Source organism: Photobacterium malacitanum, assembly GCF_900185615.1.
GTDB lineage: Bacteria > Pseudomonadota > Gammaproteobacteria > Enterobacterales > Vibrionaceae > Photobacterium > Photobacterium malacitanum.
Genome location: NZ_FYAK01000016.1, coordinates 25,786 through 41,415, shown reverse-complemented (window position 1 = coordinate 41,415; position 15,630 = coordinate 25,786). Strand labels below are relative to the sequence as shown.

At 42.2% G+C, this 15,630-nt stretch carries 13 protein-coding genes; 6 read left to right on the top strand and 7 right to left on the bottom strand.

All coding sequences use genetic code 11. The features are described 5' to 3' along the window. Entirely contained in the window at positions 1-480 is a 480-nt protein-coding gene (locus PMAL9190_RS18760) for a DUF2489 domain-containing protein (RefSeq protein WP_060998608.1), read from the top strand. 147 nt (positions 481-627) lie between these two features. Then, complete coding sequence (gene hemN / locus PMAL9190_RS18755; protein WP_087846750.1) at positions 628-2,001, top strand: oxygen-independent coproporphyrinogen III oxidase; 1,374 nt, start codon at positions 628-630, stop codon at positions 1,999-2,001. 103 nt (positions 2,002-2,104) lie between these two features. Here the strand turns inward: hemN and add are convergent, their stop codons facing one another. The 5 genes from add to glnA form a co-directional block, all read right to left on the bottom strand. Continuing rightward, positions 2,105-3,109 carry an adenosine deaminase gene (gene add / locus PMAL9190_RS18750; protein WP_087846749.1) on the bottom strand — a complete coding sequence of 335 codons (1,005 nt, stop codon included), beginning with the start codon at positions 3,107-3,109 and terminating at the stop codon, positions 2,105-2,107. A gap of 108 nt (positions 3,110-3,217) precedes the next feature. Continuing rightward, positions 3,218-4,627 (bottom strand): nitrogen regulation protein NR(I), encoded by a 1,410-nt coding sequence (gene glnG, locus PMAL9190_RS18745; protein WP_087846747.1) that lies wholly within the window; start codon positions 4,625-4,627, stop codon positions 3,218-3,220. 25 nt (positions 4,628-4,652) lie between these two features. Next, complete coding sequence (gene glnL / locus PMAL9190_RS18740; RefSeq protein WP_087846746.1) at positions 4,653-5,711, bottom strand: nitrogen regulation protein NR(II); 1,059 nt, start codon at positions 5,709-5,711, stop codon at positions 4,653-4,655. Positions 5,712-5,845: 134 nt separating this feature from the next. Next, positions 5,846-6,415: a DUF4124 domain-containing protein gene (locus tag PMAL9190_RS18735; RefSeq protein WP_087846744.1), complete on the bottom strand. Its 570-nt coding sequence runs from the start codon at positions 6,413-6,415 to the stop codon at positions 5,846-5,848. A 134-nt stretch (positions 6,416-6,549) separates the two neighbouring features. Beyond that, a complete protein-coding gene (gene glnA, locus PMAL9190_RS18730; protein WP_087846742.1) occupies positions 6,550-7,959 on the bottom strand; it encodes a glutamate--ammonia ligase in 1,410 nt (469 codons plus the stop codon). Positions 7,960-8,558: 599 nt separating this feature from the next. Between glnA and typA the strand changes: the two genes are divergently transcribed. Next, positions 8,559-10,388 (top strand): translational GTPase TypA, encoded by a 1,830-nt coding sequence (gene typA / locus PMAL9190_RS18725; RefSeq protein WP_087846740.1) that lies wholly within the window; start codon positions 8,559-8,561, stop codon positions 10,386-10,388. A gap of 154 nt (positions 10,389-10,542) precedes the next feature. Here typA and PMAL9190_RS18720 read toward each other — a convergent pair whose 3' ends face one another. Then, complete coding sequence (locus tag PMAL9190_RS18720) at positions 10,543-11,181, bottom strand: DUF2959 domain-containing protein (protein ID WP_087846738.1); 639 nt, start codon at positions 11,179-11,181, stop codon at positions 10,543-10,545. A 148-nt stretch (positions 11,182-11,329) separates the two neighbouring features. On the opposite strand from PMAL9190_RS18720, the gene PMAL9190_RS18715 reads away from it, so the two are divergent. The 3 genes from PMAL9190_RS18715 to PMAL9190_RS18705 are packed head-to-tail and all read left to right on the top strand — an operon-like array spanning position 11,330 to position 13,679. Beyond that, entirely contained in the window at positions 11,330-12,250 is a 921-nt protein-coding gene (locus PMAL9190_RS18715; protein ID WP_087846737.1) for a virulence factor BrkB family protein, read from the top strand. 2 nt (positions 12,251-12,252) lie between these two features. Then, the gene (gene dtd / locus PMAL9190_RS18710) at positions 12,253-12,690 is read left to right on the top strand and encodes a D-aminoacyl-tRNA deacylase (RefSeq protein WP_087846735.1); all 438 of its coding nucleotides are present in this window, start codon (positions 12,253-12,255) and stop codon (positions 12,688-12,690) included. Positions 12,691-12,749: 59 nt separating this feature from the next. After that, positions 12,750-13,679, top strand: a complete 930-nt coding sequence (locus tag PMAL9190_RS18705) for a bifunctional GNAT family N-acetyltransferase/hotdog fold thioesterase (RefSeq protein ID WP_087846733.1) — start codon at positions 12,750-12,752, stop codon at positions 13,677-13,679. On the opposite strand, the gene PMAL9190_RS18700 is transcribed toward PMAL9190_RS18705, so the two are convergent. After that, positions 13,586-15,601, bottom strand: a complete 2,016-nt coding sequence (locus PMAL9190_RS18700; RefSeq protein ID WP_087846731.1) for an AsmA family protein — start codon at positions 15,599-15,601, stop codon at positions 13,586-13,588. The genes PMAL9190_RS18705 and PMAL9190_RS18700 overlap by 94 nt on opposite strands. Positions 15,602-15,630 lie beyond the last annotated feature (29 nt).

The following is a 15,630-nucleotide window of genomic DNA, read 5'->3' as shown; positions in this document are numbered from 1 at the left end:
TTGCAGGGAATAACACTTCTATTTGTTATTGGTGGCGTTATTGTCGCTGGATTGGCACTGTACGCTGGATTGTTATTAGCTAAACTTTATAAGCAGCAACAACGGCATAAATTATTTTTAGCCCGTGCTGCCGAACAACAGGCTGCAGCAATCAAAGCCAGAAATGACAATATATTAGAAAGCGTCTTTATTATCGCAATGGCATGTAAGCAAGAACAGTGTGATATGTCTGAAGCCGCAATTCGGTTATATAAATTAATGGAAGTGTTGCAAGCAGATAAACAAGTTGATTTTGCAGCAACGTATCCGGCATTAACTGACTTATACCAAGTGGTTAAAGATATGCCTCGTGGTGATGCGCGTCAGCAAATAGAAAAGCAACGCCGAATGCGATTTGATCTTGAACGCATGAAAGCAGAGTCTCGTCTACAAGCTGAAATTAAACTTGAATTAGATGCCATCCTATCAACTAAGGTTTAACCTACGATCGTAATTATTAGCACCGCCATTTATTGGCGGTGTTTGTTTTTGTTCAGAGTGTAAACTTAACCACAGGGATAGGTTTTACTTTTAGTCAAATGGTGACACACTCTATTTATTATATCTTCACCAAATTGGAACAATGTCATGTCAAATGAGCAGATTATTTGGGATCAGGCCCTGATTGAAAAATATAACTATTCAGGCCCGCGTTATACATCTTACCCGACCGCACTAGAATTTAACCAAGCTTTTACGTCTGCTGAATTTGAGATGGCATGTCAACAATATCCAGATCGTAAGTTATCGCTTTATATTCATATCCCTTTTTGCCACAAGCTTTGTTATTACTGTGGTTGTAATAAAATTATTACTCGCCATCAGCACAAAGCCGATCAATATTTAGATGTGCTTGAACAAGAAATAAAGCAACGTGCGACCTTACTTGGTGATCGTCAAGTGAGCCAATTGCATTGGGGTGGTGGTACACCGACGTTTTTAACCGCGGCACAAATTAGTCGTTTAATGACTGCGTTACGTAATGCATTTAACTTTGATGCTGATGCTGAAATCAGTATTGAAGTTGATCCGCGAGAAATTGAACTAGATATTCTTGATCACTTGCGAAATGAAGGTTTTAACCGTCTCAGCATTGGTGTTCAAGATTTTAATAAAGACGTGCAGAAGTTAGTTAACCGTGAGCAAGATGAAGCGTTTATTTTTGCAATGGTGGAACGTGCGCGTGAGTTAGGTTACCGCTCAACCAATCTTGATTTAATCTATGGATTGCCTTTGCAAACCAAAGCGCTGTTTGCTGAAACACTACAGCAAGTATTGACCATGAAGCCGGGACGATTATCAGTATTTAACTATGCTCACATGCCAAGTTTGTTTGCTGCGCAGCGTAAAATTCATGAAGATCAGTTACCGTCAGCAACCGAAAAGTTAGCAATCTTACAAGATACAATTGCGACTCTAACGGCAGCGGGCTATCAGTTTATTGGGATGGATCACTTTGCGTTGCCTGATGATGAGTTAGCAGTAGCGCAGCGTGAAGGTGTTTTGCACCGAAATTTCCAAGGCTATACCACTCAAGGTGATTGTGATCTATTGGGTATGGGCGTGTCGGCAATTTCGATGATTGGTGATTGCTATGCGCAGAACCAAAAAGAATTAAAGCTGTATTACAGCCAAATGGCAGATCAGCAAACAGCATTGTGGAAAGGGGTAACCTTAGACGCCGATGACCTGTTGCGCCGTGAAGTCATTAAAGCATTGATTTGTAATTTTCAATTGAATAAACGCGCCATTGAAGCTGAATTTGGTATTGATTTTGATAGTTACTTTAGTGAAGACCTTCAATTGCTTAAGACTTTTATCAATGACCAATTGGTGACAGTGGATCAAGACACGATTCATGTTGAACTGAAAGGGCGTTTATTGATCCGTAATATTTGTATGTGCTTTGATAAATATTTACGTGACCGTGCTCGTCAGCAGCAGTTTTCGCGAGTTATCTAACTTTTTAAAATAGCACCATAAAAAACGCCTCGGTTTCACGTGAAACAGAGGCGTTTTAATTTGTGGATTATAGCCGCTAAAGTCGCGCTATAATCTCAAGTGGTTAGCCGCGCTTGCTGGCAATATCACGTAATGCCTGCTTTTCTGCTGCAGACAAGAACGCTAATTCAAGACCATTGATTTGCGCTTGACGAATTTGAGCAACACTTAGGCCAGCTTTAGGAGCGGCAACGTCATATTCATAAGGCAGTTCTATGCCTTCAACGGCTGGATCATCGGTATTTAAACAAGCAAGAATACCGTGTTCAAGGAAGGCTTTTACTGGGTGCTGAGCAATGTCAGCAACGGTACTGGTTTGAATGTTTGAAGTAATACAAGATTCAATACCAATTCGATGCTCTGCTAAGTAATCCATTAGTTTAGGATCATTAACAGCTTTTACGCCGTGGCCAATACGTACCGCGCCAAGTTCGTTAATTGCTTGCCACATGCTCTCAGGGCCTGCTGCTTCACCGGCATGGACTGTGATTTGTAACCCTGCATCACGAACTTGTTTAAAGTGCGAGATAAATTGAGTGCCAGGTTGTCCTAGCTCATCACCCGCAAGATCAATCGCCACTAGTTGGTCTTTATGAGTTAATAGCGCATCCAGTTCTTGTTGGCAGGCTTGCGTACCAAAAGTACGACTCATAATACCAATTAGGTTGGCTTTGACACCAAAATCACGACAACCGGCAGCGACGCCATCTGCGACAGCAGCAACAACATCTGCAACGGGAAGATTGTGTTTCATCGCCATGTAGTAAGGTGAGAAACGTAATTCTGCATAGTCAATTTGTGCCTTAAGTGCATCTTCGACGTTTTCATAAGCTACGCGACGGCAGGCATCTAAATCACCTAATACTGCCACGCCCCAATCTAATTTACTTAAAAAAGCGACGAGGCTTGGCTCAGCTTCAACAATTTGTACATGAGGACGTAATGCTTCAATTTCTGTTGCTGGTAAGGCGATATTAAATTGCTGACCTAGTTCTAAGATTGTTTGTGGACGAATATTACCATCAAGATGGCGGTGAATATCCGTGAGTGGAAGATCTTTGTTTATCATGATGATTATACTTCTCGACGTTAATGATGGGTTGAGTATACGCAATCACTAAATGACATTCATCATTGTTGCAAATAAATGTGCGCTGGTACATCTACCAATGGTGGGTTAATCATGGATTTGTAATTCTTTAAGTTTTCGAGTCAGCGTATTACGTCCCCAACCAAGTAATTTAGCTGCTTCTTGTTTATGACCGTGAGTGTGAAGCAGGGCAGTTTCAAGCAGGATTTTTTCAAATTGTGGTAATGCTTGTGCTAATAACTCGGTCTCACCTTGTTGCAACGCTTGCTGGGCCCATTGTTGTAACCCTTGGTGCCAATGCTGGGTTTCGGTGGTGGCCATTACTGGGGCGGTATCAGTGATTTCAGGGGGTAAATCGGTTGGCAATATCTCATTACCGCTTGCCATTACAGTTAACCAGCGGCAGATGTTCTCCAATTGACGTACATTACCCGGCCATGGCAGTTGGGTAAGTTTGTCTGCGGTTTGTGGGTGGAGAGATTTTACGTCGACACTAAGTTCATCTGCGGCACGCTGTAAAAAATGGTGCGCTAGTTGAGGTATATCTTGGCGGCGATCTTTTAACGACGGTAGATGAACGCGAATAACATTGAGGCGGTGAAATAAATCTTCACGAAATTCACCACTACTGACTAAGCGCTCGAGGTGCTGATGGGTTGCTGCGATGATACGCACATCAACGTTAACGGGCGCATGACCACCGACACGATAAAATTGTCCATCGGCTAATACGCGCAACAATCGTGTTTGAATGTCTAGCGGCATATCACCAATTTCATCGAGAAATAACGTGCCGCCATTGGCTTGTTCAAAGCGACCTTGGCGTACACTATTGGCACCAGTAAACGCCCCCTTCTCATGACCAAATAGCTCCGATTCAATTAAATCTTTGGGAATAGCTGCCATATTAAGGGCAATGAAAGCGTTGCTGCTGCGAGGACTATGACGGTGCAGAGCATGAGCGACTAACTCTTTACCTGTGCCTGATTCGCCATTAATAAGCACTGAAATTGACGAGCGGGATAAGCGCCCAATCGCACGAAATACTTCTTGCATTGCTGGTGCTTCACCAATAATTTCTGGTGCATGTTTGGTGTCAATGACCGGTTGTTGTTGGCGTTTTTGTTCCTGGCTATGACTTAGTGCTCGTTCAACTAACGTGACGGCTTCATCAATATCAAACGGTTTAGGAAGATAGTCAAATGCACCACGCTGATAAGCGTTAACAGCAGCATCAAGATCAGAATGGGCGGTCATAATAATAACCGGTAAAGTGATGTAATCTTGCTGCAACACTTTGAGTAATGCTAAACCGTCGGTACCCGGCATCTTAATGTCAGAGACTATTACATCGGGGACACTGCGTTCTAATGCTGCTAACACGCTATCGGCATCAGCAAAGGTTTCACATTTCATGCCGGCATTAATTAAGGTGCGTTCTAACACCCAACGAATAGAGCTGTCATCATCAACAACCCAGATTAATCCTTTGCTCATAATAAGCCTCCTGTGATAACTGATGTTATGACTTAATCGGTAAATGAATGGTGAAATTGGTGTGCCCAGGCCAGCTGAATACTTCAATTTTACCTTGATGCTGGTCAATCAGATTTCGTGCAATTGATAACCCTAATCCGGTACCGCCTTCACGGCCAGTGACCATCGGATAAAATAAGGTATCTTGAATATCTGCTGGAATGCCTGGGCCATCATCAATAATTTCAATGGTGGCAGTAACACGATGACGAACACCTTGAATTAAGCCTTGATGAGCGGTGCGGGTTTTTAATTTTATTGTGCCGCCGCCTTGGCTTTTTAATGCTAATGCTGCGTTACTGACAATATTGAGTAATGCTTGTTCTAGTTGTTCAGCATCCATATTTATTTCGGGTAAGCTAGGATCGTAATCACGTTCAATGGTAATGGTGCTATCAGTATCAATGTTAACGAGTTGGCGTACTTTTTCTAATACTGAATGAATATTATCAGTTTTACGGATCCCCGGTCGTTGTGGCCCCAGTAAGCGGTCGACTAAATTACGCAGTCGGTCAGCTTGTTCAATGATCATTTGGGTGTATTCGTGATAACTGCTATCGGGAAGGGTTTTTTCAAGCAATTGCGCTGCACCGCGTAATCCGCCAAGAGGGTTTTTTATTTCATGAGCTAAACCGCGGACTAATTCTTTGGCTGCCTGTTGCTGCGCATGTTGGTTGAGCTCTTGGCTAATTCGACGTTGTTGATCAATCGGTTTTAGTTCCAATAATATCAATAATTGTTTTTGCCATGAGATAGGGCTGGCATTAACACCAAGCAAATGACGTTGGCCATCAATCACAAAAGTGACATCACTGTCGGCTAAGCCTTGACCGTTGTGAAGGGTGGCTTTGACATGATTAAGATCAAGCGAGCTGTGCTGCAATAGTTGTGGTAGCGGAGTGTCAAGTAGGCGGCGTTTACTTGATGATAATAGTTGTTCGGCTGCAGGATTAACGTAACGAATCACTAACGCTTCATCAACTAAGACGATAGCAGTGACTAAATTGTCGAGAATTATGGGCGTAAAGCTAGTATTCACAATCATCATCCTTATTGATAATCAAGCATAAGACGATTGGTGCAAGCGCACACCCGCCGCTGTTAGCTAACGCACCAATTTGGTGCGTTAAAGTGTACTCGGTTTAACAGCGAACAGGCAGGATTTATTGTAAATAGTCGTTACCGTGGTTGAACTGGGCTGTTCTTCGGGCGAACCTGTGATGCGCGATGTAAATAAACCGTAATACTTTCAGATGAAGCAAGGATCTTGCCATTGTTAAGTAATTGGATTTGAATTTGGTGGCTACCGCGATCAATATTGGTTAATTGCCAAGATAACAGGGGTTGAGGTTTGCCGTAAACATGACCATCAATGACTAATTGAGCTTGAAGGTTTTTAGTTAATTTACGATTACTGACGGCGCGAACAGTAATATTACCATCGTTATTACGCAGTGTTTGTTGGTGCAGTGGTGCTAATAAGCTGATGGTTGCAGCTGGAAGTGGCGGTTCTATTTCAGCTGTGAGCGTTACAATATCGATGCTGTTAACCTGATTGTGCTCTGTCATGGTTGATTGGGATTGTACTTCTGTAACCGATAGCTCAACCGCGCTGGCCTGTGGTACTTCCGGAGTATCACTAAAATGGACCACGCCATTGTCGTCAGTCCAAGAATAAATAGTTGTCGCTACGGCGGTGGTCGCTGCTGTGGTAAATAATAGCATTGATATCAGATTAATGAGTTTCATCCATTAACTCTCCAGCAAGACCTTAATGGTCAGTAAGTCCTGTATTGTTGCCGCTTTCGCTGAGGTAGCAAGATCAAAAAGGCCTGCATGTGAAGCAGGCCTAAATCTTTATTGTTAAGTAATTAAGTGATTACTTAAACAGAGTAGTAAAGTTCAAACTCTAATGGGTGCACAGCCATATTGATTTTCTCTACATCTTGCGATTTTAGTGTGATGTAAGAATCAATAAAGTCGTTAGAGAATACGCCACCAGAGGTTAAGAATTCACGATCTTCGTCAAGCGCTTGTAGTGCACCTTGTAGTGACTCAGCTACTTTTGGAATCTCTGCAGCTTCTTCTGCTGGTAAGTCGTATAGATCTTTATCCATCGCTTCACCCGGGTGGATCTTATTAGCGATGCCGTCAAGACCAGCCATTAGCATTGCAGCAAAGGCGAGGTATGGGTTGGCTGCTGGATCACCAAAGCGTACTTCGATACGACGTGCTTTTGGACTTGGTACTACTGGAATACGGATAGATGCTGAACGGTTACGTGCCGAGTAAGCCAACATAACAGGAGCTTCATAGCCAGGGACTAGACGCTTGTACGAGTTAGTTGATGGGTTCGCAAAGGCGTTGATTGCACGTGCGTGCTTGATGATACCACCGATGTAGAACAGCGCCATTTCAGATAGGCCGCCGTACTTATCACCTGCAAATAGGTTTACACCGTCTTTTGCTAGTGACATGTGTACGTGCATACCAGAGCCGTTATCACCCACTAATGGTTTAGGCATAAAGGTTGCTGTTTTGCCAAATGCGTGAGCAACGTTATGAACTACATACTTATAAATCTGAATTTCATCAGCTTTATTGGTAAGGGTATTGAAACGGGTTGCGATTTCGTTTTGGCCTGCCGTTGCTACTTCATGGTGGTGAGCTTCAACAACAAGTCCCATCTCTTCCATGATTAGGCACATTGCAGAACGAATATCTTGTGATGAATCAACTGGTGCTACTGGAAAGTAGCCGCCTTTTACGCCTGGGCGGTGACCTTTGTTACCACCTTCGATGCTAGCGCCGCTGTTCCATGCTGCTTCAATGTCGTCAATCTTAAAGAATGAGCCAGACATATCAGTGTTGAACTTAACATCGTCAAATAAGAAGAACTCTGGCTCAGGACCAACAAGTACATTGTCAGCAAAACCAGCCGAACGCATAAATTCTTCTGCACGCTTAGCGATTGAGCGAGGATCGCGATCGTAGCCTTGCATTGTTGCTGGCTCAAGAATATCACAACGAATGTTTAGGGTTGCGTCTTCAGTAAATGGGTCAAGTACCGCACTTGCTGCGTCAGGCATCATCACCATGTCTGATTCGTTAATACCTTTCCAGCCTGCAACTGAAGAGCCATCAAACATTTTGCCTTCTTCAAAGAAATCAGCATCGATTTGGTGAGATGGAATAGAAATGTGCTGTTCTTTACCTTTGGTATCGGTAAAACGTAGGTCAATAAACTTAACTTCATTTTCCTGGATCAGCGCTAGTACGTTTTCAACTGACATCTTGAGTAACCTCCGGTGTTATTTAGGGCGATGGCCGCAAACTTTTGCTCATGTTTAGCGTGAGCGAATCTAAAAGTGTTAAAGCGAAAACCATGCCAACTTTTAAAAGCCCCAAAAAAGGCGGGTTTGCCATATTATTGGAACTTTTTCCTGTCCTGTTTGCACTATTGTGGTGAACGGTTGCACCAATTTGGTGCTTTGACAATTGTTATTGAAAAGAGGGTAATATCTTTCAATACATTCATCCATTTAATAGTCACACTACTATGGTGATGAGGGCAAATATTGTCAATCCACTCGGTGATAATTAGGTGTTTTTTTTGCTAAATAATGGTCAGTAAGCTGTAAATGAAAAGTGATATAGATCTCATTTTGAGTCCATTTAGGGGAATTTATCGTACGAATAAAGGGGTTAAAAAAAATAAAAATAGCCAAAAAAGTGAGTAAAAATGCGGCTCTAGAGTGATTTTTAAAAAAAGCTGGTGATATAAATCACATATTGCGTGGGTTTTAGAGTAAAATCTGTTAAATTATGAGCCGTTTTTTTAATCAAGTAGCCTCTAGTAAGACGCTGCATGTTCTGAGTGAATGTGAAACTAATGTCTAATCAATCGATCGATAAATTAAGAAATATCGCAATTATTGCTCACGTTGACCACGGTAAAACTACCTTGGTTGATAAACTTCTACAGCAATCTGGCACGTTAGAGGGTCGCGGCGAAGCCGAAGAACGTGTGATGGACTCTAACGATATCGAAAAAGAGCGTGGCATTACCATTCTTGCTAAGAACACAGCAATTAACTGGAATGACTACCGTATCAATATCGTAGACACCCCTGGACACGCAGACTTCGGTGGTGAAGTTGAACGTATCATGTCTATGGTTGACTCTGTATTGCTTATCGTTGACGCAGTTGATGGTCCTATGCCTCAAACACGTTTCGTAACTCAAAAAGCGTTCGCATACGGTCTTAAGCCAATCGTTGTAATCAACAAGATTGACCGTCCAGGTGCACGTCCTGAGTGGGTTATGGATCAAATCTTTGACCTATTTGACAACCTAGGCGCAACTGATGAGCAACTAGATTTCCAAGTGGTTTATGCATCAGCACTAAACGGTTGGGCTACTTTAGAAGAAGGCGAAATTGGCGAGAACATGGAACCATTGTTCCAATCTATCGTTGATAACGTTGCAGCGCCTTCAGTAGACGTTGATGGCCCACTACAGATGCAAATCTCTCAGCTAGATTACAGCTCTTACGTTGGTGTTATCGGTGTTGCGCGTATCACTCGTGGTACAGTGAAAGCTAACCAACAAGTAACTATCGTAGGTGCTGACGGTTCTAAGCGTAACGGTAAAGTAGGTACAGTTCTAGGTTACCTAGGTCTTGAGCGTCATGAAGTTGAAGAAGCGAAAGCGGGCGACATCATTGCTATCACAGGTCTTGGCGAGCTGAAGATTTCTGACACTATTTGTGATCAAAACTGTGTTGAAGCACTAACGCCGCTTTCTGTTGATGAACCAACAGTTACTATGACTTTCCAAGTAAACAACTCTCCGTTTGCTGGTAAAGAAGGTAAGTTCGTTACTTCACGTAACATCCTAGAGCGTCTTCAAAAAGAACTAGTACACAACGTTGCACTACGTGTTGAAGAGACAACTGACCCAGACAAATTCCGCGTATCAGGCCGTGGTGAACTTCACCTATCTATCCTGATCGAAAACATGCGTCGTGAAGGCTACGAGCTAGCAGTATCACGTCCAGAAGTTATCATTAAAGAAGAAGACGGCCAGCTAATGGAACCGTTTGAAACTGTGACTATCGACGTGGTGGAAGAGCACCAAGGCGGTATCATGGAGAACATCGGTCTTCGTAAAGGTGAGCTAACTGATATGGCACCAGATGGTAAGGGCCGTGTTCGCATGGACTTCATGATGCCTTCTCGTGGTCTTATCGGTTTCCAAACTGAGTTTATGACACTGACTTCAGGTTCAGGTCTTCTTTACCATACGTTTGATCACTACGGTCCTCACAAGGGCGGTACTATCGGTCAACGTAACAACGGTGTATTGATTTCTAACGCAACAGGTAAAGCACTGACTTACGCACTGTTTAACCTACAAGAGCGTGGTCGTCTATTTACTGAGCACGCAGACGAAGTTTACGAAGGTCAAATCATCGGTATTCATAACCGTTCTAACGACCTTACAGTTAACTGTCTGAAGGGTAAGCAGCTAACAAACGTTCGTGCTTCTGGTACTGACGAAGCGCAAACTCTTTCTCCTGCTATCAAGTACACACTTGAGCAAGCACTAGAATTCATCGATAACGATGAGTTAGTAGAAGTGACACCTGTAAGCATTCGTATCCGTAAGAAACTTCTTACTGAAAACGATCGTAAACGTGCAGGTCGTAGCGGTAAGTAATTACCTCTAGCTGAACGATACTAATACAATCCCTCGCTTGGCAACAAGCGGGGGATTGTTGTATTTAAGAACCATGAAAATGTTATTGAGACAAAAAAGAGCTAACTTCACAGTTAGCTCTTTTTTTATCGGAATGAAAGGGTGATAGTGGCGCTTATTTTTTCAAATGACCAATAAAGCGATTTGATTCTGCAATGGCACTGTTCATATCACGAATAGCACCTGAGATTTCAGTTTGTAATGCATTAAATTGCCCTTGAAGAGAGCCTATTGCCGCTGCATTGAGGTTATGCTTAAGATAAAGGGTGTTGTCACGTAAAGTATCTAAAACTGGCTCCATCTTCTTCTCAGCGCGTTTCATCGCAGTTAACATTTTATTATAAGATAGTTTTGTTGTTTGTAATTTACGCTGGCTGTCGCGTTTAAGCGTCGCACTTTTATATAGCGCTAGTTCTTGTTGCCACTCTTCAAACATCGCATTGGAAACATCTTCAATTGCAGCAATACGATCATTAACGTTTTTTACTGCGGCTTCACTCTTTTTATATTGGCTATCAACATCTTGATAAGCTGCTTCAAGTTCGCCACCATCAAATTGATTCAGTGCTTTGAGACCTTCAAGAGCGCTGGTAAATTGTTTTTGGGCATTTTGTTGAGCTTGGTTAGCATCCTCAACGCGATCGACCATGATGTCGCGTTTATAAACGCCAACTTTTTCCATTGCCGAATAATAGGCCGTTTGACAGCCTGAAAGTAGGCTCACACTTAAAAAGATTGCAATAAAATAAGGCATGTTTTGCTCCTTGGTAAGACATGCAAAATAACAAATAAAGACTATAACCGCGCTGTGCTAAAGTAACCGTTTCGATGGTGAAATATTGATAACAGCATCTAACGTTAACATGACTGCTTAGCATAACTTATAGATAGAAAACTCTATTATGGCTGACAAAAAACAACCTGTGAAATTTGTATGGCAGCAACGATTGCCGCGAATAATGGAATATTTTGGTTATTTAATCCAGCGTGTTAACCATGATCGCTTGACAGTAACCGCAGGATCAATGGCTTATGTGACCTTGCTGTCGTTAGTGCCGTTGTTAACAGTGGTTGTTTCGGCGTTATCTGCGGTACCAGCTTTTGCAGGGGTTGGCGATCAAGTACAAAAGTTTGTGATCACTAACTTTGTACCCGCAGCAGGGGCTGTGGTAACAACCTACCTTAATGAGTTTATTGTTAATGCTGGCAAAATGACTGTGGTTGGAATTGGAGCATTATTTGTCGTAGCTATGATGCTCATTTCTTCGATTGATAAAGCACTTAACTATATTTGGCGGGTAAAGAAAAAGCGTCGCTGGGTAATATCATTAGCAGTATATTGGATGATTCTGACTTTAGGTCCTATTCTTTTGGGTTCTAGTATTGCATTAAGCTCATACTTAGGTTCATTGGTATTACTTGATCATCAAACATTACATGGTGTCGTGCAACAGTCATTGCTATGGTTGCCGTCAATGATGTCAGGGTTGGCTTTCTTATTGCTTTATGCACTAGTACCTAATTGTAAAGTAACCTTTAAACATGCATTGATAGGAGCGTTGTGTAGTAGTGTTTTATTTGAGTTAAGTAAAAAAGGCTTTGTGATTTATTTAGCTCATTTTCATTCCTATCAAATGATCTATGGTGCTTTGTCTGTGATCCCTATTTTATTTGTATGGGTTTATTTATGTTGGTGTATTGTGTTGCTTGGGGCTGAAATTACTGCCAGTTTAGGTGAGCGTGGTTTTTGGGATGTGAGTCCACTTCGTTCACCAACAAGGTTAACTAATAGTGACCAAGATTTAATTAATAAAAAGGAATAATAATGATTGCGCTAATTCAACGGGTGAGTGAAGCCAGTGTTACCGTTGACGGTCAGATAACCGGAGCGATTGGCTGTGGGTTATTAGTGCTGCTTGGAGTTGAAAAAGGTGATGATGAAGCCAAAGCCAAAAAGTTACGCGATAAGGTATTGGGCTATCGTATCTTTAGCGATGCTGACGATAAAATGAATCTTAATGTTCAGCAAGCTCAAGGTAGCGTGTTGGTCGTTTCACAATTTACATTAGCAGCAGATACTAAAAAAGGCATGCGTCCTGGATTTTCTGCAGGTGCTGCACCGATTGAAGCGGAACGTCTGTACCAATACTTTGTCGAACAATGTAAAGCAGAGTCGATTACTACTGAAACTGGTGTTTTTGGTGCTGATATGAAAGTGGCATTAGTTAATGATGGTCCCGTGACTTTTTGGCTACAGGTTTAACCGCGCTATTTGCACATTGTGGGTGCAAAATTGCAGACGATTAAGAAGAGAGGAAATGGATGTTTCGATTAATCACTCCGCAAACAGAATCACAATTGGCGAGTTACTATTATTTTCGCTGGCAAATGTTGCGTCAGCCATGGCAAATGCCACTGGGATCAGAGCGTGATGCGTATGATGATGTCAGTGCCCATCGAATGTTGGTAGATAGCCATGATAACGTGGTCGCAATTGGACGGTTATATTTGACACCCGATAATGAAGGCCAAATTCGTTATATGGCGGTTGATGCTTCAGTGCGTCATCATGGCTTAGGCGGGATGATTTTATTAGCACTTGAATCTTTAGCGCGTTATGACGGCGCTAAGCGGTTAGTGTGTAATGCGCGTGAGGCGGCTATTCCATTTTATCTTAAAAATGGTTTTGAAAGTCGTGGCGAGCTAAGTGATGAGCATGGTCCAATGCGTCATCAGCAGATGGTGAAACCATTACCCCCCTTAACGGATGTTGCTCGCCAGCCACAATGGTGCCAAGAACTACAAACATTATGGCAAAACCAAATTCCGATCAGTGACAAAATGGGGATTAAAATTAATCAGTACACGGGTTATCGATTTGAAGTCAGCGCACTATTTAATGCTAATTTAAATCCCAATGAATTTATGTTTGCTGGCAGTATTTTTACCATGGCAACCCTCGCTGGGTGGGGATTTATTTGGTTGTTGCTAAAAGAGCGTGGCTTGCAGGGTAATATTATTTTGGTTGATAGTCATATACGTTACTCTGCGCCAGTAACAGAACGGCCGATCGCAGTTACTACCCTTGAGCATCTACGTGGTGATTTTGATCGTATTACTCAAGGGCGTAAAGGGCGAGTGACTGTCGATGTGAATGTTCAATGTGGTAAAGCGGTATCTTCAACTTTTACTGGCACATATTTAGTATTACCGTTGCAGGATGAATCCACCGTGACTGTGGATACTCCTTGAAGCCATTCTTTAATTAACTGCTGACAGCCCGTCGTCAATTTAAGTTTAAGTTGCTGTTGCTTGGTATCTGTTAAGTTCCAACGACTGTCAATATTTAGCGCGAAACCTTTAGCCATGGCTGTTAATGGTTGCATTTGGATTGTACCGTGTTGGGCTGTAAGTATCAGTGGTGTTGCTGTTAATGGTAACTCAGGTACTGTTGCCGTTTGATTGATGGTTGAAAAATTCGATTGCTGCCACTGAGTGAATAATTGCTGTGGTGTGATATTGATTAACGCTAATTGGCGAAAATCAGCGTTAGCAGTGCCACTTAAGTGATGATTAAAATCAGCTTGCGTGCCAGCCAGTCCATGAAGCTTTATTTGAGTATCAATAGCCCCGGTGAGCGGTAAGGGCAATGATAGCCATTGAGATAGCGTTTGTGCAGGCATACTGTCGCCCACAAGAGTTAATTGCCATGGGCGCAGTGGATTATTCAGTGCGACTCTTGCACGTGCCTTTAACATGCCGTGGTTAAACGGTAATACTAATTTATCGACCTGCCATTGACCGGCATTGCTGTGCATAGTTGTAATAGCTTGGTTGATGATCACTTGATTGATACTACCAAAGCCTAAGTTAGCTTCTATCTGTCCTTGCCATAATCCCCACTGGTTGTTTTGTTTTAATACCGCGTTTTGAGCATCAATATCAATCCCTGCCAGTTGAAATGGCATCGCTGTTGCAGATGAAGTGATCTGACTATTATTAATATTAAGATTTTTAAAGATTACATCGGTGTATTGATGTTGCCATTGCTGCCATAGTTGCGGCCAATCTTTGTCTAAAAACCATTTAATACCACTGGCTTTTAAATCACGCACAAATAATTGCTGCGGATCGATCCAACCATCGACACGAACAAACCCTTCCATCATATGTGCTGACATACCATGACTGATAATTTGTTGGGGCATAAATTGTAGCTCAGCTAATGGCTGCTCAAAATTGAGCTGATGCCACTGTGCATGACTTGCACTGAACGATAATCGGCTATTTTGTTGCTGCCAATAGTTCTGTGGCCAGTGCCAGTTTTGGAGTGATAGATTAATATTATCAGCACTCCATTGTGGTAATTCAACACTGCTATCAATGACATCTAATCGTTTTATATTGATCGCGGTAAGCGGTACAAGGTGGTGGGTTAATTGTTGCTGCCAATCATTAACTAACTGTTGATCTTGTAAGCGGAATTTATTGAGTGTCAGTTGATCGATAGTCAAGCTATGGTCGGTACTATTGAACTGTGCTTGAGCCGTTATTTTAGCCTGATGCCACAGTCCAGAAATACCATTAAATTGCCATTGTTGGTGGTGCTTATTGGCATTGATCAGTAATTGCTGTAATTCAAATTTATGCCATTTTATGCTGGTGGCACTCATTTTTAAGCTGCCATTAAAACTTTGCCACCATGGTGTATTGGCTGCGGGTGTTTGCCAATTATCGATTTGAATTAAACCATGCTTAATTGCAAGTGTTGGAGTGTTGAGGTTGGTATTATTAAACACCAAGCGTTTGATTGTGAGTGGCGGTAGGGTGGTTAATAACGGCATATTAGCAGAGGTGATATTGTTAATCTGTATTCCGTCAAATACCAACTTATCCTCGGTTATACTGGATTTGGACAGCCATAGTTGAATACTGTCAGCGTGGATCAGTACTTGTTGATTTTCAGTGACTTCAGCATGTTCAAATCGTATCTGATAAGGGGTGCGAATATCATAATCAATGTTTTTGGCAAAGACTTGATAGGGCGATACTTGGGCAAGGATAAAATTAATCAGCGGCTGATTATAGCGGCTGTGTAATAGTCCTATGAGAGTGGTTAAACTCACCACGACTATTAACACCAAAATAAGCACTGATTTGCGAAGTAGTCGCATAAAATTTCCTCGTAAGCTGAAGGCACTAT